We start from the raw sequence: 25,523 nt of genomic DNA, 5'->3' as shown, positions 1-25,523 counted from the left end.
TAACACATTAAGGGCTACTTTTGCTGCAAACGAATCCACCATGGCGCTGATCGACATTCGCGATATCTCCCGACGCTACACCATAGGAAGCGAATCGGTAAATGCGCTTCGTTCGGTCACCCTTCAGATCGAAAAGGGCGAGTACGTCGCGCTCATGGGTCCTTCCGGATCCGGGAAGTCGACCCTGATGAATATCCTCGGATGTCTCGATACACCCAGTGGCGGCACGTACACGTTGAATGGCAAAGAGGTCAGCCGGATGACGGAAGACGAATTGGCCGAGATCCGGAACAAGGAGATCGGATTCATCTTCCAGACCTTTAACCTCATTCCCAGGAGCAACGCGCTCGACAATGTCGCGCTTCCGTTGGTCTATGCGGGCATCAACAAAGATGAACGCGACGAAAAAGCGAAGAAGGCACTGGACGATGTCGGTTTGACGGACCGGATGTTGCATAAACCCAACGAACTCTCCGGCGGTCAGCGACAACGGGTCGCCGTAGCCCGGGCCCTGGTCAATGATCCGTCCATCATCCTGGCCGATGAACCGACCGGTAATCTGGACTCCAAGACCTCGTCGGAGATCATGTCCTTATTCGAAGAGATCCACACACGCGGTAATACGATCATCGTCGTTACGCACGAAGAGGACATTGCCCGGTACGCTCACCGGATCGTTCGCATCAAGGACGGCATGATCGAGTCGGACGCGCGAAATCCGAACATCACCCGGGCCGACCGGCCGCTTACTGAAAACGCATGAAAATCTACACCCGGAAAGGCGACCAGGGCGAAACCTCCCTCATAGGCGGAACGCGTGTACCGAAGCACCACCTCCGCATTGAAGCGTACGGTACGATCGACGAACTGAACTCCTGGACGGGTCTTTTGCGGGATCACATAACCGACCCGCACATCCGCGAGGAATTGGCAGTCGTCCAGGACCGGCTCTTCACCATCGGCTCTCAACTGGCAGCGGACCCCGATGCATCCAGGATGCAACTGCCGGATATCCTGTCATCGGACATTCTTGCATTGGAATCATCCATGGACCGCATGGATGCGAACCTTCCCGAGATGCGCAACTTCGTGTTGCCGGGCGGCCATCCGGTCGTTTCGTACTGTCATGTAACGCGCTGTGTGTGCCGCAGAGCGGAACGCCTGTGTGTGCACCTTGGCGAAAACACTCCCGTTAAGCCGGAAATCCTCCAATACCTGAACCGATTGTCGGATTACTATTTCGTACTCTCCCGGCAGTTGGCCAAAGACCTTGGCGCTCAGGAATTGCCCTGGAAACCCCGGGGCTGAGCCCAATCCCCCATCCCGCCTTGTTTTTCAAGCAGTTCTAAAAAGTGATGCATCGGGTGCATCTGAACGGAATATTTTTATTTTTGCGGACTTTTAAAAAACCAGGATTACTCCTTAACCCGGCGACTATTATGTACTGGACCCTTGAACTGGCGCAGCATTTGGAAGACGCGCCCTGGCCTGCAACCAAGGATGAGCTGATTGACTACGCCATCCGCTCCGGTGCCCCGCTGGAAGTGATCGAGAACCTTCAGGAACTCGAAGATGAAGGCGAAGCCTACGAGAGCATTGAAGAAATCTGGCCCGACTATCCTACCAAAGACGATTTCTTCTTCAACGAAGACGAGTATTGAAAACACGTTTCGCAGCCGCCTCCGGGCGGCTGTTTTCTTTTCTACTTTTCCGTTATGTCAAAGCCGTTCATCATCCTTTTCCTGTGCCTGCAAGTGTTTGCTTCCGTTCGCGCGCAAACGGTATTTTCCAAAACCTACGGTGACGACGCTTACCAAAACGGCAGCGCCCTGCAGTTACTGCCGGATGGTGGTATGGTCATAGCCGGCACTACCGGCTTTGATCAAACGGATTCCGCCGACATCGCGCTTTATCGAATGAACGCCGACGGCGACCTCCTGTGGTCGGTGAAAGCCGGTGGACCCGTGAGCGATTACGTGAACAACATGATCCTGACGCACGATCAGGGCACTATCCTGACCGGCCAATCGATCGTCAATGATCCTGACAGCGCCATCGGGGCGCTTTTCGTAATTAAACTCGACAGTCTGGGCAATGCGGAATGGGCCCAGTCCTATGATCGCCCGGGGATTGAAAGCGGAAATGCAATTCGCGAGCTTGCGAATGGTGATTTCCTCATCGCTGGAAGCACTTCCTCGCCCGATTCAATGCCGAATGGGCTCCTTTTGAAGATCGACGCGTTGGGCAATCTTCTTTGGACGAAACGATTCGAGCTGAACCGATCCGTCCTCTTTACCTCGCTGGAATTGTCACCGACCGGTTCAACCGGCGAGTTCTTTGTCGGAGGTACAGCCATCGACAGCCTGCACGATCCGAACGGAGACTTCGTCGTTCTGAAACTCGACTCATCCGGCCAACCGCTTTGGCAATTCCTCGCTGGCGGAAGCGGTCTTGATGTCGTCAATGCTTTGGCGCTCTTAGCCGATGGTGGTCTCTACGGTTGCGGCACGACGAATTCCGGTCCCTCGATGAATGAAGATGACGGTGTCTTGTTCAAGCTGGATAGCCTGGGTAACGCCGAATGGGTGCACCATTATAACAGAACGAACGACGAAGGATTCATGGATTTGAAATTCGACCAAAACCGCCAGGAGGTATATCTCTGCGGAAGCATCACCACTTCGGGAAGCGGTCCATTACCCTTGATCCTCGTCACCGACGACTCCGGCACAGTGCTGCAGAGCAGGAAACAACAAGCCGTCTTTGCAGAAGCATTTTGCACGAACCTTCAATTGACCGACAATGGCCTACTGCTGACCGGTCAAGCCGATTTTGCCGACGCGCTTCTCGTACGTACCGATCGAAACGGAAACAGCCCGGTATGTCAGGACAGTATTATTCTCCTGACCGGCGATAGTCTGCCGCTAACCGGTGTCGGCTTCTTGACGACACAATCCTTTAGCCTCACCCCCGCGGTTTTGAATTGGACGTCACAACCGTTCGTCGACCAGTTTTCCACGCTTTGCTTCACCAATTCCACGTCCGACGTGAAGGAAGAGCCGTTACTGATATTCCCGAACCCAAGTAGTACGTGGCTACAAGCCCGATCTTCGTTCGACCATATTACCGAATGGGTGGTTTACTCGTTAACAGGAGAAAAACTCATGACAGGGAAGCTGCAACAACAAGAGCAGGTTCTTACAATCGGGTTGTCAACACTTGCAAACGGCGTTTATCTGCTCGAGCTCAATTCGGACGATGGTGTACAGCGAGCCCATTTTATCAGGCAGGAATAAAAAACGACGCCCGGCGAACACCGGGCGTCGTTCCTTCAATCGGTTTTAGACGACTTAGAATTTCACCAAACGGCCATTGGCTGCAGCCACATCGTTTCGCATCAGTCGGTAGAAATAGATTCCCGCGGTTTCTCCTTTCAGATCCACGCGATATGCCGACAGTTCAGCCGCCTTCAGGTTACTGAAAAGTTTCACCACCCGACCGGACACATCCACGAGCTCCAGGCGGTAATCTCCCGTATCCGGTGCCCGGAAGGAGAATACCACTTCACCGGAGGTGGGGTTCGGGTAAAGACCTGAAGCGATGGACGTGACCTCTGGCGTAGAGGAAGAGTTATCGTACAGGTTGATATCGTCCACATAGAGATGGTTGCCGTAGCCGCTGATGTATTGGAAGCGAATGAGCACGTTAGGATTCCCGGCGTAAGCACTGAGGTCGACACGTTCCGCACGCCATTGGCTCGGATCCGGTGTGAATTCATTCATGGTCTGGGGCGCCGTTGCAAGGCTGTTGTCGCCCTTTGCATATACCGCTGTAAAGGTCTCTCCGCAATCAAGGGACAAGAGCACTTTCAGCGAATCGTGCGAAGTAGCGTTGAATACCGCGTAGGCGACATTGAAATCAAGGTAAACCGGATTGGTCACGGCACTGAAATCAAGGTGAGGAAACTCGATGGACGAAGTCGCTCCCGGGCTGCTAAAGAAATAATTCACTTTCAGGGAGACACCGGACAGACCGAATCCGCTTGCACTTGTCGTATAGGAGAGCATTCCGGCAGCGTCATCGAGCACCCAATCCGCGGGAATTGAAAACGCCTCGAAGCCTTCCGCCTGGGGAACGTTGGCAACGCTCGTATTGACGGAGATATTGTAGGTATAGCCGTCATTCGCAGGCTGCTGATCGGCCTGACCATTCGGATCGGAGGTGGCCGCATAGATCGAATGCGAACCACCGGTGACCGTGATCAAGGGTAGCGTAACATGTGCAGTATCGCCGCTCGCGATATTGCCTGACCAGGCGAATGATTGTAAAGCCCCTCCGTCAAGGCGATAATTGATGTTAAGGTCCGTAAGCGCGTCACTACCATTGTTCCGTACGACGATGACCGGAGTCACAGAGTTCGAACAGATCGTCGCGGCAGGTTCGATGAATTGAATCACCGCGGCATCCAATGCCAGTGCGGTAACCGGATTCAAATCAACTTCCCAAATGCCTCGGCCGTAGGTGGCTGCGCGCAGCTTTTGTCCGGCATAGTAGATCTCCATGTCGCTGACGATAACGTTCGGCAGATCGTTGCCATAGGGCACCCAGTCCATCAGAGTGGCATCGCGGTAATACACGCCAAAATCAGTTCCGATGTACAGTGCGTCGTTCGAGCCATTCTGATAGACGATACAGTTCACCGGAATATTCGGAAGCGTACCGCTCACATTGGACCAAGTTGATCCACCGTCTACCGATGAGAAAACTTTGATGCCTGCCTGATAGCCCGAGAGCGTCACCCAGACCTGTTGCGGATTCTGATTCGAGATCGCGATGTAGGTGATACCGGTACTTCCAACCGGTAGTCCGGTCGTAATGTTGTTCCAGGAAGCTCCGCCGTTCGAGGTCATGTAGATACGGTCGAGCGCTGCGGTATAGATGTAATTGGGATTGGAAGGCGCTATGGCCAATGCAATAATCCCACCGCCGATGGCAACGGGGCCAATGGTATTCCAGTTGGTGCCCCGGTTGGTTGACTTGTAAACCTGGTCGTATCCCGCGTAGATGGTATTGTGGTCGACCGGATCGATGGCAAACGGCGTTACCCACTCCCCGGAGGAAGGCGCGATATCGTTGAAGTTGTTGCCTCCGTCCGTTGACCGTTGCAAGGCACCGTACTGGTAGGACACGTAGGCAATGTCGTCATCCGTGTAATCGACCATGCAATCCATTCCGTCGGCTCCGAATACCTGTGTCCAGTTGCCGTTTGCCAAACGGTCGGTTCCATTGTCCTGGGCTCCGGCATAGATCACGCCGGCGTTGGTAGCCGACTGCCCCATCCGGTAATATTGTTTGATGTGCAACTGATCGCTCAGGTCCGTCCAGGTAGCTCCGCCGTTGGTGGATCGGAACAAACCGCCATCGTTACCGGAGAAAATGATATTGCCGTTTCCGGGAGCGAAGTCCATGCTGTGGTTGTCGACATGGATATAATCGTTCCAGCTCATATTGCCGATCTGGTACCAGGTCTGACCTCCGTCGTCGGAGCGGCCGATATTCATACCGGCACAGATGACCACGTCCGGATCCGTTGGAGACACTGCCAGGACGCCGTCGTAGTAACCGTAAAAAGTAACCAGAGAAGACGGATCAGTGGTCGCGGTAAAAGAATCCCCCGCATCATCCGATCGCCATAAATTGCCGTTCTCGCAGAGCACATAGACCCGATTGGAATCCGCTTCGCAAGTACCGATCATGGAGCGGCCACCACACAATCCACCTTGGACAGGTGACCAGGTAGCGCCATAATTGTACGAGACGTAGAGGATGGAACTGGTAGTCGCGAAGACTTTCGCGGGATTACCAACTCCCCATTCAATGTCATAATGCTTGGATGTACGGACGGAGTTCCAGTTGACTCCCGCATCGGTCGAACGAAACAGACCATACCGGGTGGCAGCCAGCATGATCGAAGGATCCTGCGGATTGATGGTTAACCGCTGGACGATGTTGTTTTGATCCTGAGTAAAGGCTATTCCGGTCGGATTCCACGTAACGCCTCCATCCGGTGAAACGAGGATGCCGGCACTGTACGTTCCTCCCCAAAAATCGCCGTTGACCTCATACCCGTAACCGTCGCCGGTTGCGACATAAATCGAATCCGGGTAACGGGGATTAATGGCGATATCGGCAACCGAAAGCGCCGTGAGGAAATCGTCGAGTGCCGTCCAGGTGGAGCCGCCGTCGATGGATTTCCACAGACCGCCGCTGGCAGATCCCAGGTAAAGGATGTTATTATCGACCGGATTGAAGCGCAACACATTCAAGCGACCTGCTCCTCCGCCATTGGCGGGCACCACATCCGGTCCGACATAGGTCCAATTCGTCGATTGCATCCGCGCGTTATTGACCGGGCGGATATCACGGGTCCGCTTCCACTCCCGGAACAGGATATTCGGATCCGGCAGATCACCGGAAGGCCAGGTACGTTGCTTCATGAACCATTCCCAGCGACGGAACTGTTGATAGCCCCCTTCTTCCGCATTCTCCCCTTCATCAATGGAAGGGGTTCTGGAGTTCCAATACTCGTTGAACCTTGCTGAAAGATCCTGAAGGTTGGGACGTTTGCGCACCACTTCATCGCCGCTGGTCAGCGGACGCTTCATCCAGGGTTGTGCGGAATTTTCTTTGGGGAACAATAATCCGGTGAGCAGAGCCGACCAGACATATAGGCGCAGGATACGCATGTAAAGCGGTATTTTTTCAAAGATAGAAATACCGCCTCACCTGCACCAGCCTGCTGCCGGCTCCGCTCAAAGATGACAATTGATTGACATCGAATGCCTTCCGCCAAAGCCGGAAATAAAGAGTACCTTTGTCCTCCTTTTACCCTACCTGTATAATGCTTGGAATTCTCAATAAAACCATCGGAAAGATCTTCGGCAGCAAGCGTGACCGCGACCTGAAAGAACTGCTTCCGATCGTGGATTTGGCGAAGGCCGAATTCAGTAAGCTTTCCGCCATTTCGAACGATGAGCTGCGGTCCAGGACTTCCGATTTCCGGAGACGGATCGAAGATCATCTGAAGGAAACGAATGAAGAGATCAAACGCCTGGAGACTGAAGCGGCCGGACTGATTGACGGTGATATCGTTCGACAGGAAGAGATCTATCGGGAAATCGATCAACTTAAGAAGCAACGGAACAAGGAAACGGAGGAAGTCCTGATGGACCTCTTGCCCGAGGCTTTTGCTGTGGTGAAAGAAACCGCCCGCAGGTTCAGTGAACAGGCAGAGATCGTATCGACCGCCACGGAACTGGACCGCAATCTGGCCACCCGCAAGGACTATGTGCGCATCGACGGAGATCGGTCGGTTTTCAAGAACAGCTGGTCTGCTGCCGGCAACGTGGTGACCTGGAACATGGTTCATTATGACGTGCAGTTGATTGGCGGTTTGGTCCTCCACCAGGGTAAGATTTCGGAGATGGCGACCGGTGAAGGAAAAACGCTCGTCGGCACCCTGCCCATTTACCTGAACGCCCTGGCGAGTCAGGGCGTTCACGTTGTGACCGTGAACGATTACCTCGCAAAACGCGACTCGGAATGGAACGGACCGATTTTCGAATTCCTCGGATTGACGGTCGACTGCATTGACAAGCACGACCCCAATACGCCAGCCCGCCGCCAAGCCTACCTTGCCGACATCACCTACGGCACCAACAACGAATTCGGCTTTGATTACCTGCGCGATAACATGGCCCGTGCTACGGAAGACATGGTACAACGCGGCCACCACTTCGCGATCGTGGATGAGGTGGACTCTGTACTCATCGACGACGCCCGGACACCGCTGATCATCTCCGGACCGACGCCCAAAGGTGATCATCACGAATTCGACGTTTATAAGCCCAAAGTCGAACAGCTCGTTCGTGCTCAGCGTGAGTACGTGAATACACTTATTTCCGACGCGCGGAAATTACTCGAAGCGAAGAAAGAAGACGAAGCGGGCCTTGCCCTGTTGCGCGCGCATCGCGGATTGCCCAAAACGAAATCCCTGATCAAGTTGCTGGGCGAACAAGGCGTCATGGCCATCATGCGCAAGACGGAGAATCACTACATGCAGGACCAGTCGCGCGAGATGCACAAAGCCGACGCGACCCTGTATTTCGTGATCGACGAAAAGAACAACAACATCGAACTCACCGAGAAAGGCGTAGAGTTGATGTCGTCCAATGTTTCGGAGAAGAACTTTTTCGTACTACCGGACGTCGGCGCTGAAATCGCCGAGATCGAACGATCGACCGCTACGCCGGAAGACAAGATCACCCGGAAAGACGACCTGATGCGGGATTACGCGGTCAAGTCGGAGCGTATCCATACCGTCAACCAGCTCCTGCGCGCTTATGCCCTGTTCGAGAAAGATGTCGAGTACATCATCGCCGACGGCAAGATCAAGATCGTCGATGAACAGACCGGTCGTATCATGGAAGGCCGGCGTTATTCCGACGGACTGCACCAGGCCATCGAAGCAAAGGAGAACGTAAAAGTCGAAGCCGCGACGCAGACCTACGCCACCATCACGCTGCAGAATTACTTCCGGATGTACCACAAGCTGGCCGGCATGACCGGAACGGCAGAAACGGAGGCACAGGAATTCTGGTCGATCTATAAACTGGATGTTGTCAGCATTCCGACGAACAAGCCCATCTCCCGTAAGGATCACGAAGACAAGGTTTACAAGACCAAGCGGGAGAAATACAACGCGGTGATCGAAGAGATCGAACAATTGGTGAAAGCCGGCCGGCCGGTATTGGTCGGTACGACCAGTGTCGAGACTTCTGAATTGCTGAGCCGTATGCTCAAGCTGCGAAACATCCGCCACAACGTACTCAACGCGAAACTCCACCAAAAAGAAGCCCAGATCGTTGCCGAAGCGGGACAGTCCGGCACGGTGACCATCGCCACGAACATGGCGGGTCGCGGAACCGATATCAAGCTCGGATCGGGCGTTCGCGAAGCGGGCGGTCTTGCCATCATCGGTACTGAAAAGCACGAATCCCGTCGCGTCGACCGACAGTTGCGCGGTCGTTCCGGACGTCAGGGAGATCCCGGAAGCTCGCAGTTCTATGTTTCGCTTGAGGATGATCTGATGCGACTCTTCGGTTCGGAACGGATCATGAAGCTGATGGACCGCATGGGCATCGAGGAAGGGGAAGTCATCCAGCACTCGATGATCACCAGCTCCATCGAGCGCGCCCAGCGCAAAGTCGAAGAGAACAACTTCGGTATCCGGAAGCGCCTGATCGAATACGACGACGTCATGAACGCGCAGCGGGAGGTGATCTACACCCGTCGGCGTCATGCCATTTTCGGGGAGCGGCTCAGCATCGACATCAACAACATGTTGTACGACACTTGCGAGTCGATCGTACAGCAATTTCAGGAATCCCGCGATTACGAGGGTCTGAAACTCGACCTTGTCCGGATCCTTTCGATCGAGTGCCCCGTCAGCGAACAGGAATTCCTCAACGGAAAATCCGAAGCCATCACGGAGAAAGTATTCGCCGAAGCGCAGCGATACTACCGTCACAAATCCCAATTGATGATCGACCGCACCTGGCCGTTCATCAACGACGTTTTCACGAACCAAAGCGCGACCATCCAGAATATCGTCGTGCCGTTCTCGGACGGCATGAAAGGCATCCAGGTGATCGCCAACCTGCGGAAGTCGCACGACTCGCACGGGCGGGAACTCATATCGGCATTTGAACGCACCATCATTTCAGCGCTCATCGACGACGCCTGGAAAGAGCATTTGCGGGAGATGGACGACCTGAAGACGTCCGTGCAGAACGCGGTGTACGAACAGAAGGACCCGCTGCTCATTTACAAGTTCGAGTCGTTCGAATTGTTCAAGCGCATGGTGACGGAAACGAACCGGGACATCATCTCCTTCCTTTTCAAAGCCGTCATTCCGCAACAGGACCCGAACCAGGTGCGGGAAGCGAAGCCTCAACCCCGTCAGGACCTGCGCAACGTACAGACCAGCAAGGCCGATGCCAGTGAAGCACAGCGTTCCAACGGCATTCCCCAAGGACCGCCGCCGTCCGCGCCGAAAGCCCAACCCGTTCGCGTCGAACAAAAAGTAGGACGAAACGATCCATGCCCTTGTGGCAGCGGCAAAAAATTCAAAAACTGCCACGGCGCAGGTACGCTTTGAGCCGGATAATAAACACTACAGCCCCGAAGGAACTTCCTCCGGGGCTTTTTTTTGACCTTTTTACAATGGAACCAAAAGATTGAATTGCTTATACTTGTCGGGCACGCGCTAACGCCCCCACCACGCTATGAGCTACAGCTTAGAACAGATCCGGGACTTCAAAGGAAAGTACCCGAAGCAACTCTGGTATCTTTTCTTTTCCGAAATGTGGGAGCGTTTTTGCTTCTACGGAATGCGTGGGATGTTGACCGTCTTCATGGTCGACAAGATCGTCGGTCTCAGCATGCGGGAAGACGTCGCCAATTTGCAGTACGGTGCAACGCAAGCGTTCGTGTACGCTTTCACTTTTATCGGGGGACTGTTCGCAGACAAGATCCTCGGATTCCGGAAATCGCTCTTCTGGGGCGGGCTCCTGATGATTTCAGGCAGTTGCATCCTTGCAGCCGATCCGAAGGATTTCTTTTTCCTGGGGATCAGTTTCACAATTGTCGGTACCGGATTCTTCAAGCCGAACATATCGACCATGGTCGGGGCGTTGTACAACGACGGGGACCATCGGCGGGACGCGGGCTTTTCGCTCTTCTACGCAGGCATCAACATCGGCGCCTTGCTGGGCGGATATGCCTGTGTAGCGATCGCAAAAAGTTATTCGTGGAACCTTGCATTCGGTCTGGCCGCCATTGTGATGACCATCAGTCTGCTGACCTTCGTTTTCACCCAACGCAGCCTCGGTCCGATCGGTCGTTCGCCGATGGAAGCCGGCAAGGGTGGAAAGCGGTGGTACGAGTACGCGACCTACATCGGTTCGCTGGCGGTCATTCCGCTGATCATGACCATGGTGGCCAAGACGGAGTATACCGACTGGTTCATGTACATCATCGGGCCCTGCACACTGATCTACATGTTCTACGAGATGACGCGGTACAGCGCCGAGGAACGTAAGAAGCTGATCGCTGCACTGGTCTTCATTCTCTTTTCGGTACTCTTCTGGGCTTTCTTCGAACAAAGCGGTGGCTCCCTGAACCTGTTCGCCAGCAACAATCTCAAGGATTCCTTCCTGGGAGTAAAGCTTGACCCGAACGGCGTCAACAATTCCGCCAATTCACTCTTCGTGATCATCTTCGCGCCCTTGTCCGGGCTCTTCTGGTTGTGGCTGAGCAACCGGAAAGCGGAACCGAACACGGTGGTGAAATTCGGACTCGGATTCCTTTTTTTGTCGCTTGCGTTTTACGTCTTCTACTCCACCCGATTCTTCGCGGGCGCCGATGGCATGACCTCGCTGGAAGTATTTACCCTGGCCTATTTCGTGATCACCTTTGGCGAGCTTTGCCTCTCGCCGATCGGACTATCGATCATGACGAAACTTTCCCCACAGCCCTTACAGGGTGTGATGATGGGCATGTGGTTTCTCGCCAGCGCCTACGGGCAATACGTAGCAGGCATCCTCGGGGCAGGTATGGCATCGCCCAATGAAAACGCGACCTTATCCGAAAAATTGATCTCCTATACCGACGGCTACCAGCAGTTGGCCATCTATGCCGTCATCAGCGGCGTGGTCCTGATCGCCATTTCTCCGATGGTCCGTCGTCTGATGGGCAACGTGAAATAAACAGCCGGGCGTACAAACGAAAACAGCATGCGGCAGTACCGCATGCTGTAAAGATCGACGAACCGATTGTATCAGATCCGTTTGTTGGTCTTGCGCGCCGGGCGGGATTTGCCGCTGGTGCCGCGCCAGATTTTCCCTTTACGGGAACGTTTGTCACCTCTTCCCATGATTCAGTTTTTTAACGGCTTAAAAATAGAAAGGCCGGAACAATCCAGCAACCAGAATGTTATTTTTATAGCATGCGATTCCCGCTCTTACTTGTGGTTAGCCTATACTTTCAAGTACCGGGTTCGGTCAAGGCCCAGGTGATCCACCGGATGTCCTTTGACGGGATGGAACAGCGATTGCATGGTATTTCGGACAGTCTGGTGGTCTTGAATTTCTGGGCGACCTGGTGCAAACCCTGCGTGGAGGAATTGCCGTACTTCGACTCAGCTCCTGATCGCCACCCGGATCGACCCCTCAAGATCATCTTAGTCAATCTGGATTTTAACTCGCGGGTCAGTTCGCTTGCGGAACCCTTTGTCGTCAAAAGAAAAGTACGATCCGAGGTTTGGCACCTGGATGACACCGACCCCAATACCTGGATCAACCGCCTTGATCCGGCATGGAGTGGCGCCATTCCGGCATCCGCCTTTTATTACAATGGAAAAAAACTCGACTTTCGCGAAGGGCAATTGACACAGGTTGAACTGGATCAAATCATCCAACGCCTTTCCGAACACCGATAATCATCCAGAACCAGCATCATAACTCAAACCATAACAACCATGAAACAACTCCTCACTACCCTCGTGTTGGTATTCGTCGTACTTGCCGCGCAAGCCGGGTATAAAGTCGGTGACGAAGCGCGTGACTTCGCGCTGAAAAATGTTGACGGCACATCCGTCTCGCTCTCCAAATTCGCCGGTGATACCAAAGGCGCCATCGTCATTTTCACCTGCAACCATTGTCCCTTCTCCGTCGCGTACGAAGACCGCATCCTGGCCTTGGACAAGAAGTATGCTGCACTTGGATATCCGGTGATTGCCATCAACCCGAACGATGCCAAGATCCAGCCGGGTGATTCTTACGAGAATATGATCGAACGTGCGAAAGAAAAGAACTTCACATTTCCTTACCTGCACGACGAAACGCAGGAGATCGCTACGGCATTCGGCGCAGCACGCACGCCTCATGTATATGTCCTTGAGCGGGAAAAAGACAAATTCATTGTACGGTATATCGGCGCGATCGACAACAACAGTGACGAACCGGGAGCCGTTACTTCCAAATTCGTTGAGGAAGCCGTCGATGCATTGGTGGCGGGAAAACCGGTCACCACCGCGGAAACCAAAGCCATCGGTTGTACCATCAAGTGGACCCAGAAATAAAGTTCCATAACGCTTGAAAATGTTAATGCCTCCCCATCCGGGAGGCATTTTCTTCATCTGCCTGTTTTTCAACGTGTTTTATGACACTTGGCTTACCGGTTTTGATAGTGCGACAGGCCGGGAAATCGTAACTTGGGGCTCCTCTTTTAAAGCAACCGACTAACCAAAAACCAATTACCAACAAAATGAAACGACTGTTACTTGCAGCCTGTGCCCTTCTTGCAACGCTGGGCGCTACTGCCCAGGGAATCTGGGTCAGTCAGGCCACGAATTTCACGCCGGTATCTTCCGGTGTACGCTACATCAGCGCCGTTGACACCAACGTTGTATGGATCTGTTCCTACGACGGCTCTGGCGGTGGCGCCAGCCGTCAGGATTTCTCCCGTACCGTTGACGGTGGAGCCACCTGGACGGCGGGAACTGTTCCCTGCCCGACCTCGCACGACTGGTCGATGATCAATGCAGTATCTGCGGATTCTGCATGGGCCGTATTCTACAATGCGACTGCCGGTTCCGGCGGTGGCATTTGGCGCACGGCTGATGGCGGTGCCAACTGGACCCAAGTAGGTGTAGGTTCGATCTTCAACTCGACCTCCTTCCCGAACGTAGTGCATTTCTGGAACGCCCGTGACGGCTGGGCCATGGGTGATCCGAACCCTTCCGAGTTCGAACTCTACACCACCGCTGACGGAGGCGACACCTGGACCCCGACCGATCCTGCCAACATCCCCGACCCGCTTGCCGGTGAGTATGGTATCGTTGGTCACTACAATGTGATCGGTGACAACATCTGGTTCGACACCAACAAAGGCCGTGTTTACTATTCTACGGACCGCGGTCAGACCTGGAACGTAGGCACGACGGCAATCGCTGTTCCTGCAAACGGTGCCATCGACATCTGCTTCTGGTCACCGACCAACGGTCTTGCCCGTATCTACAACCAAACCACCGGTGCCAATACCGTTAAATTCACCACCGACGGTGGTGCTACCTGGTCGGCCGGCACGATCACCGGAACCTTCTTCGGTTCTGATGTGAAGCACATTCCCGGCACCACGTCCAAACTGATCTCCACCGGCGCAGCTACCGGCTTCGTTGGTTCCTCCTTCAGCGACGACGGTGGCCTCACCTGGAATACCATTGAAACGCTTGCGCAGCGCACCGCACTTGGTGTTGTCGACTCCATGCACATGTGGACCGGCGGCTTTACGGTCAGCCCGACCGAAGACGGCATTTTCAAGTGGGCTACCCTTGAGCCAGTTCTTTGCAACGATCCGACCATCAATCCCGGAACCGCGACTTCCGATGTGACCGAACTGTGCGAAGGCGACACCGCTACCTTCACCGCGACCGGAGTATTGGCTCCGAACGAGGGTGATTTCTCCGGTGTGAGCTGGATTATCTCCTCTGCCGACATCACCGGCATTTCGGACCCGCTGAGCGACCCGAGCCTGGTTGCGACCTACACGTTCTCTTTCCCTGCTCCTGCCACTTCGATCCGTCTCTACATCAACGATGGTACCCTGATCGATGGCTCCCTGGTTCCGTATGGCCTGTACTATTGGACCCCGGTCGTATTCGCCAATGCTACCAACCCCGGTTCGACTGCTCCGGTATTCCTGAGCGACCTCACCCTGGATCCGCTGTGTACCTACACCGGCAACTCGGTACCGGTTACCGTTTACGACCCGAACGATCCGGCCTGTCTGGGTACCGGTGTCGCCGAACTCAACAGCAACGACTTCAGCGTTCTTGCTAACCAGTCCGACGCCAACACGATTCGTGTACGTCTGCAGGCCAAGAAAGCCGGCAATGTCCGCCTCGAGATCATGGACCTGACGGGTCGCGTGGTCACCCGCATGAACCAGTACGTTGGCCAGGGTCTCACGATCCAGCACCTCGACGCTACGCAACTCCCCGCCGGCACCTACATCATCCGTGCTGAACAGAATGGCGTAGTTGGCACTGGTAAAGTGGTGAAACTGTAAACGCATCTTAAATTGTTATTAAAACGCCTCGTCCTGGACGAGGCGTTTTTTTTGTTTTTTCTCTATTCCGGCATTTTCTCCTGATCAAACAGGTAAAGTCGGCTAATGAGATGTGGATTTTTTTGAGGAATCAGGAGATAATTCCTAGTTTCGTTTCAACCTGCCCCTCCTTTCGCAGGCCTTACTGGAAGCGGCTTTTAGTCAATTTCGAACGGAAAGGACACTACCAATTGCACCTGCAAAATTCCCGATGAATCTTTTCGGAATTAGGCTGATGAACATTCCCCCAATCACTCAACAACGGGACATTGATCGTCCCGATTTAACAAACGACTACACACCAATTTATATGAACAGTATTTTACGCATTGCTCTATGGGCAGGTTGTTTTTTTCTGATCGCCAACAACACCATTGGCCAATCCCTGATCAGGAACATGAGTTCGACCGACGGAGCTGTGAATGCCATCGTCAAGAATGATGGTGTTTACTATATCGGCGGGAACTTCAACTATGTCGGGTTAATGACCGGCGGCGCTTCGCTGGTAACGGATACCAACGACTACCCCGACATGGACTTTCCGACCATCAATGGCAACGTACTTACATCTGTCCCCGACGGAAATGGTGGTTGGTTCATTGGAGGCACTTTCAGTTACCTGAATAACATTAACAATACCTGCCTGGCGCATGTCCGCAATGATAAATCCATTGATGCTAACTGGGCTGCCAATTTATCTGCCAGTTACGGCGGCGAGGTTCGGTCATTGTTTCGTGCAGGAGATACCCTTTTCGTCGGCGGCAGTTTTTCAAGCATTGGAAGCAGCAGCAGAAACAATCTGGCCGCCATTCGCATCTCCACCGGGACAGTCTTGAACTGGAACCCGAATTGTGATGGCGCTGTCAATACCATTTTAGTCAGGGACACGACCGTTTACATCGGCGGACAATTCAATCGAGTACAAGGGACCAAACGTTTCTGCTTTGCTGCATTAAGCCGGACGACAGGGCTTTCCTTGCCCGGTATCATGTCCGTTAACAGCACGGTAGAAAAGATCATTGCCAGTGGCGACACGGTATTCATTGCAGGGCAGTTCAGCGGATTCGGCTATGAGGCGAACAACCTTGCTTTGTTCGATAATGGAAGCCCCATTCCTTCGGACCCGTTTCCGTCCGCTGATAATACCGTCTTTGCCAGTATTCCGGATGGTTCGGGAGGATGGTATGTTGCAGGAAACTTTAGTACGATCGGCGACAGCAGTCGAGCCAAACTCGTCCATCTTCTTTCCAACGGTTTACCAGACCCCTCCTTTGCGCCGCCGGCGGTTCCCTATAATACGGTGAACTGCCTTCGCTTGGACGGTGGCACCTTGTATATCGGAGGAAATTTTGTCGATGCCGGTCCTCCCTACTTGGAGCGAAACTATCTCGCGGCCCTGGATGCCACCAGCGGGAATCCCTTGTCCTGGAATCCGAATCCAAACGGGCCGGTCAACAGCATCGACGTGGACGACAGTACTGTTTTTATTACCGGATCATTCACTTCGATCGGCGGAAAACAGGACATGTACTTTGCACGGATCAGTAAAGTATCGGGACTTCCTTTGGATAACACACCCGACTTCAACCAACCCACCGCTGCAGTCGTGGTGAAGAATGACTCCGTCTTCGTTGGAGGTTCCTTCACAGAAACCGGCAGTTCGAGTCCTTATCTGACGCGCTCGTCGGTGAACAACGCGCTTAGTTTTGCGCCGACAGCCATTCCCAATGGAGTTGTTCATGTAACGGAAGCAGACGGCAGCGGAGGTTGGTACATCGCCGGAACATTCAGCAGCATCGGCGATTCCAGCCGATTCCTCCTCGCTCACCTGCTTTCCGATGGAACTCTTGATCCGGTTTTCCAGTCACCCTTCGGGCAATACGACGTTTGGTCGGGCACTATACCCTATGCACTCCATCGGGAAGGCTCCACGCTGTTCGTGGCGGGATACTTCGCCAATTCCGGTCCGGACGCGCTGCCGAGAAACGGTATTGCTGCTTTGGACGCTACAACCGGCGCTCTGCTTCCCTGGAATACGCAGATCAGCGGGACAGTATTTTCGATTGCGAAGAAGGACACCTACCTGGTGTTGGGTGGCTTCATCATGACAGCCGGAGGACAGCCCGCAGGCTCACTGGCGAAAGTGGACATCTCAACGGCGGTCGCACAGCCGGGCTGGCTGGCAGGTGCCGGATATATTCGAAGCATGGCCATTTCGGGAGACAGTCTCATAGTCGGCGGCTCGCTCAACAATTTCGGATACATGCGGGAAAACCTGGCCTTTTATTCCACCGGGACATCTACCCCGCTTAGCAGTTGGCCGCAGGCAAATGGTCCGATCCTGGCATCCATCCCTGACGGCAGCGGAGGATGGTATGTGGGAGGCAGCTTCACACAAATCGGTGGAATATCCAGAACAGGGCTTGCACAAATCAATGCAGCCGGCCAGGTTGTAACGGGTTTCAATACGACCTTGGTTTGCACCTGTGGTACTGTATCGGTAAATGCGCTTGCTATTTCGGGTTCAAGGTTGATAATCGGTGGCGACTTCACGTCCGTTAATGGCGTTTCGGGTGCCGGCAGAACTTACCTCAGTGCTGTGAATCTGTCTAACGGGAGCAATGTCAGTTGGAGTGCTTCGGTCAACTCGACTGTCTTCGCTTTGGCCGTCGATGGATCCGGAAACGTCTTTGCCGGAGGCAGCTTTACGTTCTCAGGCGCTTCTTCTCGACAACGGTTGGCGAAGTTCAGTAGTTCCGGAACATTGAACGCATGGATCAAACACGCCAATTCAACTGTTACGTCATTGGCCATCCTGAATTCAAGCAGCCGATTACTCGCCGGCGGATACTTTACAACCATCGGAAGTACCACTAGCCAGTACATCGCCAAGCTCAGTACAACGGATAATACCAATGCACCTGTCTCAGGCTGGAATCCTGAACCAAATGGAAATGTGAATGCCATACTTGTGGATGGCGGCAAGGTCTATTTCGGCGGCAACTTCAACACCATTTTCACTAACAGTACTCCCGTTTCCCGTGCCAGTCTGGCTGCCGTGGATTCCGCGAATGGAATCAGCACGGCACTTCCCTTCGACAAGGGGGTCAACAACTGGGTCAGCACACTCCTGTTGAATGGATCTGAGCTCTACGTGGGCGGCTCCTTCACCCAGGCAGACGGAGCAACAGCAGCCCATCTGTGCAGCTTCAGTACAACAGGAACAGGATCGATCTTGACTTCGGATTATCTGATGAACGATTACGTCTCAACACTCAGCCTTTCCGGCGGCAAGTTGCTGGCGGGCGGGGGGTTTGGCAGAACGAATTTCGGATGGAGAAACAATCTGGCCTGCATCCAATTGTCAAGCGGCAAATTGAATGAATGGAATCCCGATCTGGGTGGTGAAGTGTTGGATGTCGTCATCGATCAGGGTCGGATATTTGCCGGCGGCTATTTCAGCTCGGTCCAGATCAGCTCCAGTCCCATTAACAGGAACCTGGTTGCTTCCTGGCTACTCTCCGATGGATCACTCACGGCCTGGAATCCTCAATTTACCGGAAGTTCCGTTGAGGACTTGTTGGTCGAGCAGGATACGGTTTACGCAGCAGGGACTTTCAGTAGTGTAAACGGATCCATACGAAACAATCTTGTTCGGCTGGATGGCACATCGGGCCAGGTACACGACTGGGATTTTTCGACCAATTGTACGGTCAATACAATTTCCCGTCAAAGCAATGAGCTCCTGGTTGGTGGGTGCTTCTCCTTGTCCCACTATTACCAACGTCAACGATTGATGGCCTATCGTGCTTCTACCGGCAGTGTGTTCAATTGGCACCCATTGGTCAACAGTTCCATTCTTGCCCTGGAACACACAAACAGTCGGTTATTTGTCGGGGGCCAGTTTAATGATATCAGCGGTACTCCACACAGCGGAATTGCACGCTTCGATCTCAGCCTACTTTCCGATACGGCTGATACTTGGGATCCCGGATTATTTTATCAGAATAATTATTATAGTGTGACGATCAATGATATGACGACCAACGGCTCCAACCTGATCATCGGGGGAACGTTTGATAGTCTCGGCACAGTCAAGCGACTTAACCTGGCGGAGGTCAGCCAAGCGGATGGCTCACCGACCTCCTGGAATCCGGATATGAACGGGCCGGTCTATTGTGTCGCCGCGCAATCCGGCAAGGTTCTCGCGGGAGGAAGTTTCACGCGTGGTTCCTTCCGGGAACGTTACTTCATTGCAGGCCTGCGACACAGTACGAAATCCGTACTCGACTGGAAACCCACAGTCAATAGCGCGGTCTATGACCTGTCAGTAGCAGGAAATCGACTTTACCTGGCAGGCGGTTTCAGCGAAGTGGAAAGTGTCCCGCGCTGGGGGTCCGCGGCCTACGACTTTCCATCCGGTACCCTTTCCAACTGGGATCCCAACTTCAATGTGTCATTCGGTAATGGGACCTTATACTCCATCTTCGCTTCCGGTGATAAAGTCTATGCAGGCGGCACCTTTAATATGGCCGGCATCTCCGAGCGTAACTCAGTAGCCTGTGTTGACACGGTAACAGGTTCTGCGCTCTCCTGGAATCCTTCAGCAAACGGGAATATTCGGCACATCAACAAATCCGGAAATTCCATGCTTCTGGGCGGCGAGCATCGTTTCCTCAAAGGAGCTCCCCGGACCCATCTTGCTGCTATCGACTCCGCCAGTGGTCTTCTACTGGAAGACTTCAGTCCGAATCCCAACGCGAATGTCAACGATTTACTGGTCACGAACGGGAAATTATATGTCGGAGGATTCTTCTCGAACATAGGAGGTGCCTACCATCCTTTTCTTGCCGATCTTGATTTTACCTACGGCAATTATCAGGGCTTGATCGCCGCACCGAATGCAGGTGTCCGAGACCTTGCGTTGGATTCTATCGGTAACATTTACCTGGGTGGCGACTTCAACCAAGTCGATGGCACACCGGTTTCGTATTTGGCTAAACTCGACGCGGCGGGAATTCTTCAAACCTGGAACCCCGATCCGGATAATGGTGTCTATTGCATTGAACCGACCACAAACTCCATTTCCGTAGGCGGAGCGTTTACCCAATTCACTTCTTCGAGTACCTCGCGTCCTTATTTTGGACAATTGGATTATAGCGGCAATCCAACCAGCTACAACCCGGCGCCGAATGGAAGCCCAATCTGCTTCCACGTTAACGGAAATACGTTTTATACCGGCGGGTACTTTTACACTTTCGACGGACAATCCAGAACCCATTTATCCGCAATCGATCTAAACACTTCTACCCTTCTACCCTTTGCACCGCAGTTGAACGGCGGGGTGGCAACACTTGCATCCTATGGCAATTTGTTGTTCGCAGGCGGCGATTTCAATTATATCGACACGCTCAATGCTCCCTTTATTGGTGCGATCAGCACGAGTACAGGATTCGGTGTTCCTTTCAATGTGACATTGGACGGAAGAGTGAATCGCCTGGTCGTTGATGGCAATCAGCTACTGGTCGGTGGCAACTTCACCTCGGTCGGCAGTCGTGCCCGCACCAGCTTCGCGGTCTACTCACTGCCCAACACGAATTGTATCGGCATTTCTCCACCCTCGGTAACGATCAGTGGTCCGCTGGAATTCTGTGAAGGCGACAGCGTCACCCTCAGTACGCCGTCCGGTTTTGCGAATTACAATTGGAGCAATGGCGCTACTACGAATACCATTACCGTCGGAACAAGCGGCAATTACAGCGTCACCGTGACCGACAACAATAACTGTTCCGCGTCTTCCACAGTCACAGCTGTGCTCGTCCATCCCAAACCCGTACCTGCCATCTCCGCCTCCGGCCCCTTACAATTCTGCATTGGCGGATCTGTCACTTTGGATGCGGGTTCCGGATATGTCAGCTACAACTGGTCCAACGGGGCTACCTCCCAGTCGATTTTGGTCAATGCATCTGCTACCTATTCAGTGACGGTAAGCGACTCCTATGGATGCGCAGGAAGCAACCAGTCCGAAGTTGTCGTTTCTTCGAATTACCCTGCCCTGATCGCCACCAGCAGTTCACCGGTGTGTCGGGGAAATAACCTTCGCATTCAAATCAACGGCGCAGGAAGTTATGCATGGACCGGCCCTGGTGGATTCAACGGCACTTTCAGCGACACCCTCTTGTCCAACATCCAACCATCCGCAAGTGGAACCTATACAGTCATTGGCACCAATCCCGGAGGGTGTACGGCTTCCTCGACGCTCACGGTAAACGTCAGTAACAACAACGCTCCGGTACTGGCCTATGTCGGCAACGTGCCATTTGCTGCCAGTGCCGTTTACCCTGCCAGCGGCGAACCGGCCGAGCGATTCCGCTTTGAAATCCGGTACACGGACCTTGACGGTGATTTGCCGCAACCCGGCTATCCCCGCTTGCTGCTGGACTTCGAAGGGAATGGACTTTACACTGATCCGAACGACCGTTCGATCTCGTTGTTGCAAAGCAACCCGTTGGACGTTGACGTGACCGATGGTAAAAACTACTACTGCGAGACAAGCGGATTGCCGGAATCCTACTACTACCATCATACATTCATTGTGGAAGACCCGACCGGTTGTACCACTTCATACGGACCGAATGCAGGCCCTGTTGTAACCTTTGCGCCCGACCTGAGCATTTTCGCGAACGACATCACCTTCTCAGACCCGAATCCCGCTCCTGGCAGTCCGTTGACCATCACAGCACGAATTCACAACTATCCAGGTTCTGCTAATGCTTCTCAATTGACAATACGGTTAAAAAATCAATTCGACACCACGATCGTTTATCCGGACCAGTTTATCTATACACCGATCAACCCCTACCCTTATGTAGATGTCGTATGGAACATTACCACACCGGCAGTTCCGGCCTGGTGTCCCATGCAGGTGATCGTCGACGCGACAAACGCCCTTTCGGAACCGAATGAGCTCGATAACCAGGCCATACGCCCCTTTACCAATGGTGTTTACGAATTACCCGGCGACATCATGATCACCGCTTCCGCCAATCCGGAAGTGGCGAGTGTTTGCGGCAGTGTTACCGTTTGCGGAACTGCTTATTACCGGAATACGGCGATACCGCTGACCGACTCCTCCTGCGCCGGCGCGACGGTTACCTGTAGGATCAACGAAACCGGACAGAGCGCCAGCGGATACACCAATTCATCGGGGGAATATTGTATCACGCTTCCGACGGCAGCAACCCCTGGACCGTATACAGTGAACGTCAGCATTACAGATTTCACCCTTACCGGCGACACCATCACCGACTTTGAGCTTACCGGCTCCTGTCCTACCAATAACGAAAACGACCCCGGAGGTGGGGCTGGCGGAGGAGGTGAAATCGAGCCATCCTGCAACATCATCCGTGATTTACTCCATCAGGGATCCGGAATCATTACCCTACATGCGACCTTGGGCATCACCGATGTCGTTGTGGCAGGCGACTCGCTTCATGTTTACTTTTCTGTTGAGAATGGTGGCTGTGACAGTATAACACGTCAGTCTATCCAACAAATCCAGATTCCGACAGCATTACCATCCGGCATCATGGATACTGTGCCGCCACTGGCTCCGGGAGCAAGTTATGCTATTGACCTTGGCTACGTCCGGTTCCCGACTCCGGGGCAAACCTACATCCGATCCATTTGCGACGCCACGGACTCCGTGACGGAAAGCAATGAATTCAACAACATCCTGATCAAGAACATCACGGTCCTTCCTGCGCTACCCGATCTTCTACCAACAGCGATGAACCTTCGCGGGCAATCCTCCCTGTTGAAGTGTCAGCTGAGCACGCTGATTTACTCCATTCAAAATACCGGTGGCGTTCCTTCGGGAACCTATCAGGCCAGACTGGACATTTACCGGAACGATACGCTGGAAAGCACCCAGACGCAGACTTTCCCTTCGATCAACGGTATCTCCAGCAGCAATATCACATTCACGCCTACCCTCGCAGGAACCGGCACTTACCGCTTCGAGTTGAATTGTGATCCTTCTAATTTTATTACGGAATTATCGGAGAACAATAACAATGCAGTTGATCAATTCGTCCTGGACGATTGCAAAGCCGATCTGCAAATGCTCAGTTGCGGAAGCGTGATCATTACACCAACCGACCCGACTCCCGGGGGAAACATGGTGATATCCGCGTCAATCTATAACGGCGGACAACTGGCAGCGAACGGACCGTTCACTGTCGACTTCGACGTCAACGGTACACACTATTACGGAACCTACAACGGCAACATCCAACCCGATTCGAGCAAGACCGTATCTGTTCTGGCAACGGTGCCGCCCTACGGCAGCGACACACTCACGGTGATCGCTGATAATTCGGGAGTGGTACCGGAGTTGGACGAGAACAACCAGGTAAAGCAGCCATTGTGCTATAACTTCTCGTTATCCAACTATAGTCACTGTCCGCCTTCGCAGAATGCGCTGATCAACAGTTCCTATCCGGTAAACGCGCCCGTTACGCTCGCCACGAACGTCTTCAATGCAGGACTTTACCAGGCCGGCAACGCGACCATACGATTCGAGGTCAGCGGGCCGGGAATCTCAGGCTGGGCACTGGCCGGTAACATCTCGAAATACCTGCCCGGCACCTGCGGCTGTCCGATCTACGTACAACTGCCATTGCCCTACTCCTTCCCTCAGACCGGGTCCTACACGATACGCATTACCATTGACCCCGCGAACCAATACCCGGAATGCAACGAAGCGGATAATGTCCTCCTGATCCCGGTTAACATCAGCAACTCTCCGGATTACCGTGTGTTATCGCAGTACATTGCTCCCGACATCCTGAACCCGGAGCCCGGGCAGCAAGTAACCCTGGACCTCACCTATGAGAATATCGGAGCCTATCGCCCCGATAGCCTGGAACTTCTCGTCCGCGGCGACACCAGTGATCTGGACTCCATCCTCGTGGCACCGCTTACGAACGGAACGTTCAGCACAGTCCGGCTGGCACAGACCTGGTCATCTCAGATCCGGGGCGTGCATGTGATCCGCTCGATCGTTGATCACGATGATGTCCTCAGCGAATCCGACGAAACAAATAATGAGGCCACACGCGCCATCGTAGTGGGAAGGTCACCCAATCTTCGGTTTACCTTCTTCGCCACAACGAATACGAATCCTTCGCCAGGCGCACAGATCAATATCAACGCCATCGTACAGAACAACGGCTATACCCGGTGTACCGGACTATTCGGACTGTATTATCTCGATAATTCAAATTTTGAAGTTCTCATTGCAACGCGAAATTTGAATCTGGATAGTAACGAATCAGCGAATTTCTCCATCCCCTGGTTTGTCGCCGAAGCACGTACGACGATCATTGGAAGACTTTTAAACTGTACTCCAATAGAATTTAATTCCACCGACAATGTAGCCCAGCTAGACATCGGCAGGCTGACGTTGAATGCCTTCGCTTTACCGGCAAGTTGTGACAGTAACGGAACCGGACTGGCCATTGCGGCAATCAGTGGCGGACAACCTCCATACTTCATCCAATGGTCCACCGGAGCAAATGTCGATTCCATCCGGGCGGTCAACGGCACCTACTACGTGAGCGTACTGGATGCGGAGGGGACCGCGCTGAGCGACTCCGCCAACATTGCCTGCCTCGCATTCGTCAACGGCCTTACGATAAAGTCGTGGCTATCCGGATTCTACGACCCCGGCGCTGACAACATGCGGGCCACCATCGACCCCATAAACATGGACACCATTGCGGATTCGATCATCGTGGTACTTGCGGATACGAGTACACCATTCGCCAGTCTATATCAGGGCACCAGCCTGCTTGGCACGAACGGATGGTCCTATGTACACTTCCCTCAAAATGTTGCACAACGCTCCTACTACATCGTGCTCCGCAATCGGAATCACCTCGAAACATGGTCGGCTGCTCCCGTCCCATTCCTGGAGTCCGGCACGGCCTACGACTTCACCGACGCATCCGGAAAGGCGTACGGGGCCAACCAGATGGAACTTGAACCGGGCGTTTGGGGCATCTGGTCGGGGGATGTCAATCAGGACCGCTTGATCGAAGCGACCGACTATTCCCTGGCTGAGAATGCCGTGGTGAACTTCGCGTTCGGGTATGTGCCGGAAGATCTTACCGGCGACCAACTTGTGGAAGCTTCCGACTATAGCCTGATTGAAAACAACCTGTTATTATTCCTGTTTGTGATAACACCCTGAGAAATCTTAGCACTAATCCGAAAAGGCTGCCTTGTTGTGC

At 53.5% G+C, this 25,523-nt stretch carries 12 protein-coding genes; 10 read left to right on the top strand and 2 right to left on the bottom strand.

Annotated elements, in window-relative coordinates:
- Nucleotides 1–46: 46 nt before the first annotated feature.
- From IPJ96_06235 to IPJ96_06220, 4 genes are all read left to right on the top strand, one after another.
- Entirely contained in the window at nt 47–763 is a 717-nt protein-coding gene (locus IPJ96_06235; GenBank protein ID MBK7909950.1) for an ABC transporter ATP-binding protein, read from the top strand.
- A complete protein-coding gene (locus tag IPJ96_06230; GenBank protein ID MBK7909949.1) occupies nt 760–1,308 on the top strand; it encodes a cob(I)yrinic acid a,c-diamide adenosyltransferase in 549 nt (182 codons plus the stop codon). The genes IPJ96_06235 and IPJ96_06230 overlap by 4 nt, the downstream gene beginning before the upstream one ends.
- Nucleotides 1,309–1,439: 131 nt before the next feature.
- Nucleotides 1,440–1,661, top strand: a complete 222-nt coding sequence (locus IPJ96_06225; protein MBK7909948.1) for a DUF2795 domain-containing protein — start codon at nt 1,440–1,442, stop codon at nt 1,659–1,661.
- A 54-nt stretch (nt 1,662–1,715) separates the two neighbouring features.
- Nucleotides 1,716–3,296: a T9SS type A sorting domain-containing protein gene (locus IPJ96_06220; protein ID MBK7909947.1), complete on the top strand. Its 1,581-nt coding sequence runs from the start codon at nt 1,716–1,718 to the stop codon at nt 3,294–3,296.
- 54 nt (nt 3,297–3,350) lie between these two features.
- On the opposite strand, the gene IPJ96_06215 is transcribed toward IPJ96_06220, so the two are convergent.
- On the bottom strand, nt 3,351–6,746 hold the full coding sequence (locus IPJ96_06215) for a T9SS type A sorting domain-containing protein (GenBank protein ID MBK7909946.1): 3,396 nt from the start codon (nt 6,744–6,746) through the stop codon (nt 3,351–3,353).
- A 155-nt stretch (nt 6,747–6,901) separates the two neighbouring features.
- On the opposite strand from IPJ96_06215, the gene secA reads away from it, so the two are divergent.
- Both secA and IPJ96_06205 read left to right on the top strand, forming a co-directional pair.
- Nucleotides 6,902–10,219 (top strand): preprotein translocase subunit SecA, encoded by a 3,318-nt coding sequence (gene secA / locus IPJ96_06210; GenBank protein MBK7909945.1) that lies wholly within the window; start codon nt 6,902–6,904, stop codon nt 10,217–10,219.
- Between the two features lie 127 nt (nt 10,220–10,346).
- Complete coding sequence (locus IPJ96_06205; protein ID MBK7909944.1) at nt 10,347–11,828, top strand: peptide MFS transporter; 1,482 nt, start codon at nt 10,347–10,349, stop codon at nt 11,826–11,828.
- Between the two features lie 71 nt (nt 11,829–11,899).
- Here the strand turns inward: IPJ96_06205 and IPJ96_06200 are convergent, their stop codons facing one another.
- Complete coding sequence (locus IPJ96_06200; protein ID MBK7909943.1) at nt 11,900–11,995, bottom strand: 30S ribosomal protein THX; 96 nt, start codon at nt 11,993–11,995, stop codon at nt 11,900–11,902.
- Nucleotides 11,996–12,067: 72 nt separating this feature from the next.
- Here IPJ96_06200 and IPJ96_06195 point away from each other — a divergent pair, with 72 nt between their 5' ends.
- The 4 genes from IPJ96_06195 (at nt 12,068) to IPJ96_06180 (ending at nt 25,483) form a co-directional block, all read left to right on the top strand.
- A complete protein-coding gene (locus tag IPJ96_06195; GenBank protein ID MBK7909942.1) occupies nt 12,068–12,559 on the top strand; it encodes a TlpA family protein disulfide reductase in 492 nt (163 codons plus the stop codon).
- A gap of 39 nt (nt 12,560–12,598) precedes the next feature.
- Nucleotides 12,599–13,201 carry a thioredoxin family protein gene (locus IPJ96_06190; GenBank protein ID MBK7909941.1) on the top strand — a complete coding sequence of 201 codons (603 nt, stop codon included), beginning with the start codon at nt 12,599–12,601 and terminating at the stop codon, nt 13,199–13,201.
- Nucleotides 13,202–13,386: 185 nt separating this feature from the next.
- The gene (locus IPJ96_06185) at nt 13,387–15,189 is read left to right on the top strand and encodes a T9SS type A sorting domain-containing protein (protein ID MBK7909940.1); all 1,803 of its coding nucleotides are present in this window, start codon (nt 13,387–13,389) and stop codon (nt 15,187–15,189) included.
- A 349-nt stretch (nt 15,190–15,538) separates the two neighbouring features.
- Nucleotides 15,539–25,483, top strand: a complete 9,945-nt coding sequence (locus IPJ96_06180; protein MBK7909939.1) for a hypothetical protein — start codon at nt 15,539–15,541, stop codon at nt 25,481–25,483.
- Nucleotides 25,484–25,523: the final 40 nt, after the last annotated feature.

The organism is Bacteroidota bacterium (assembly GCA_016713765.1).
Lineage (GTDB): Bacteria > Bacteroidota > Bacteroidia > AKYH767-A > 2013-40CM-41-45 > Pollutiaquabacter > Pollutiaquabacter aromativorans.
Note: the sequence above shows the minus strand (reverse complement) of the source record. Positions and strands in the feature narration are given on the sequence as shown.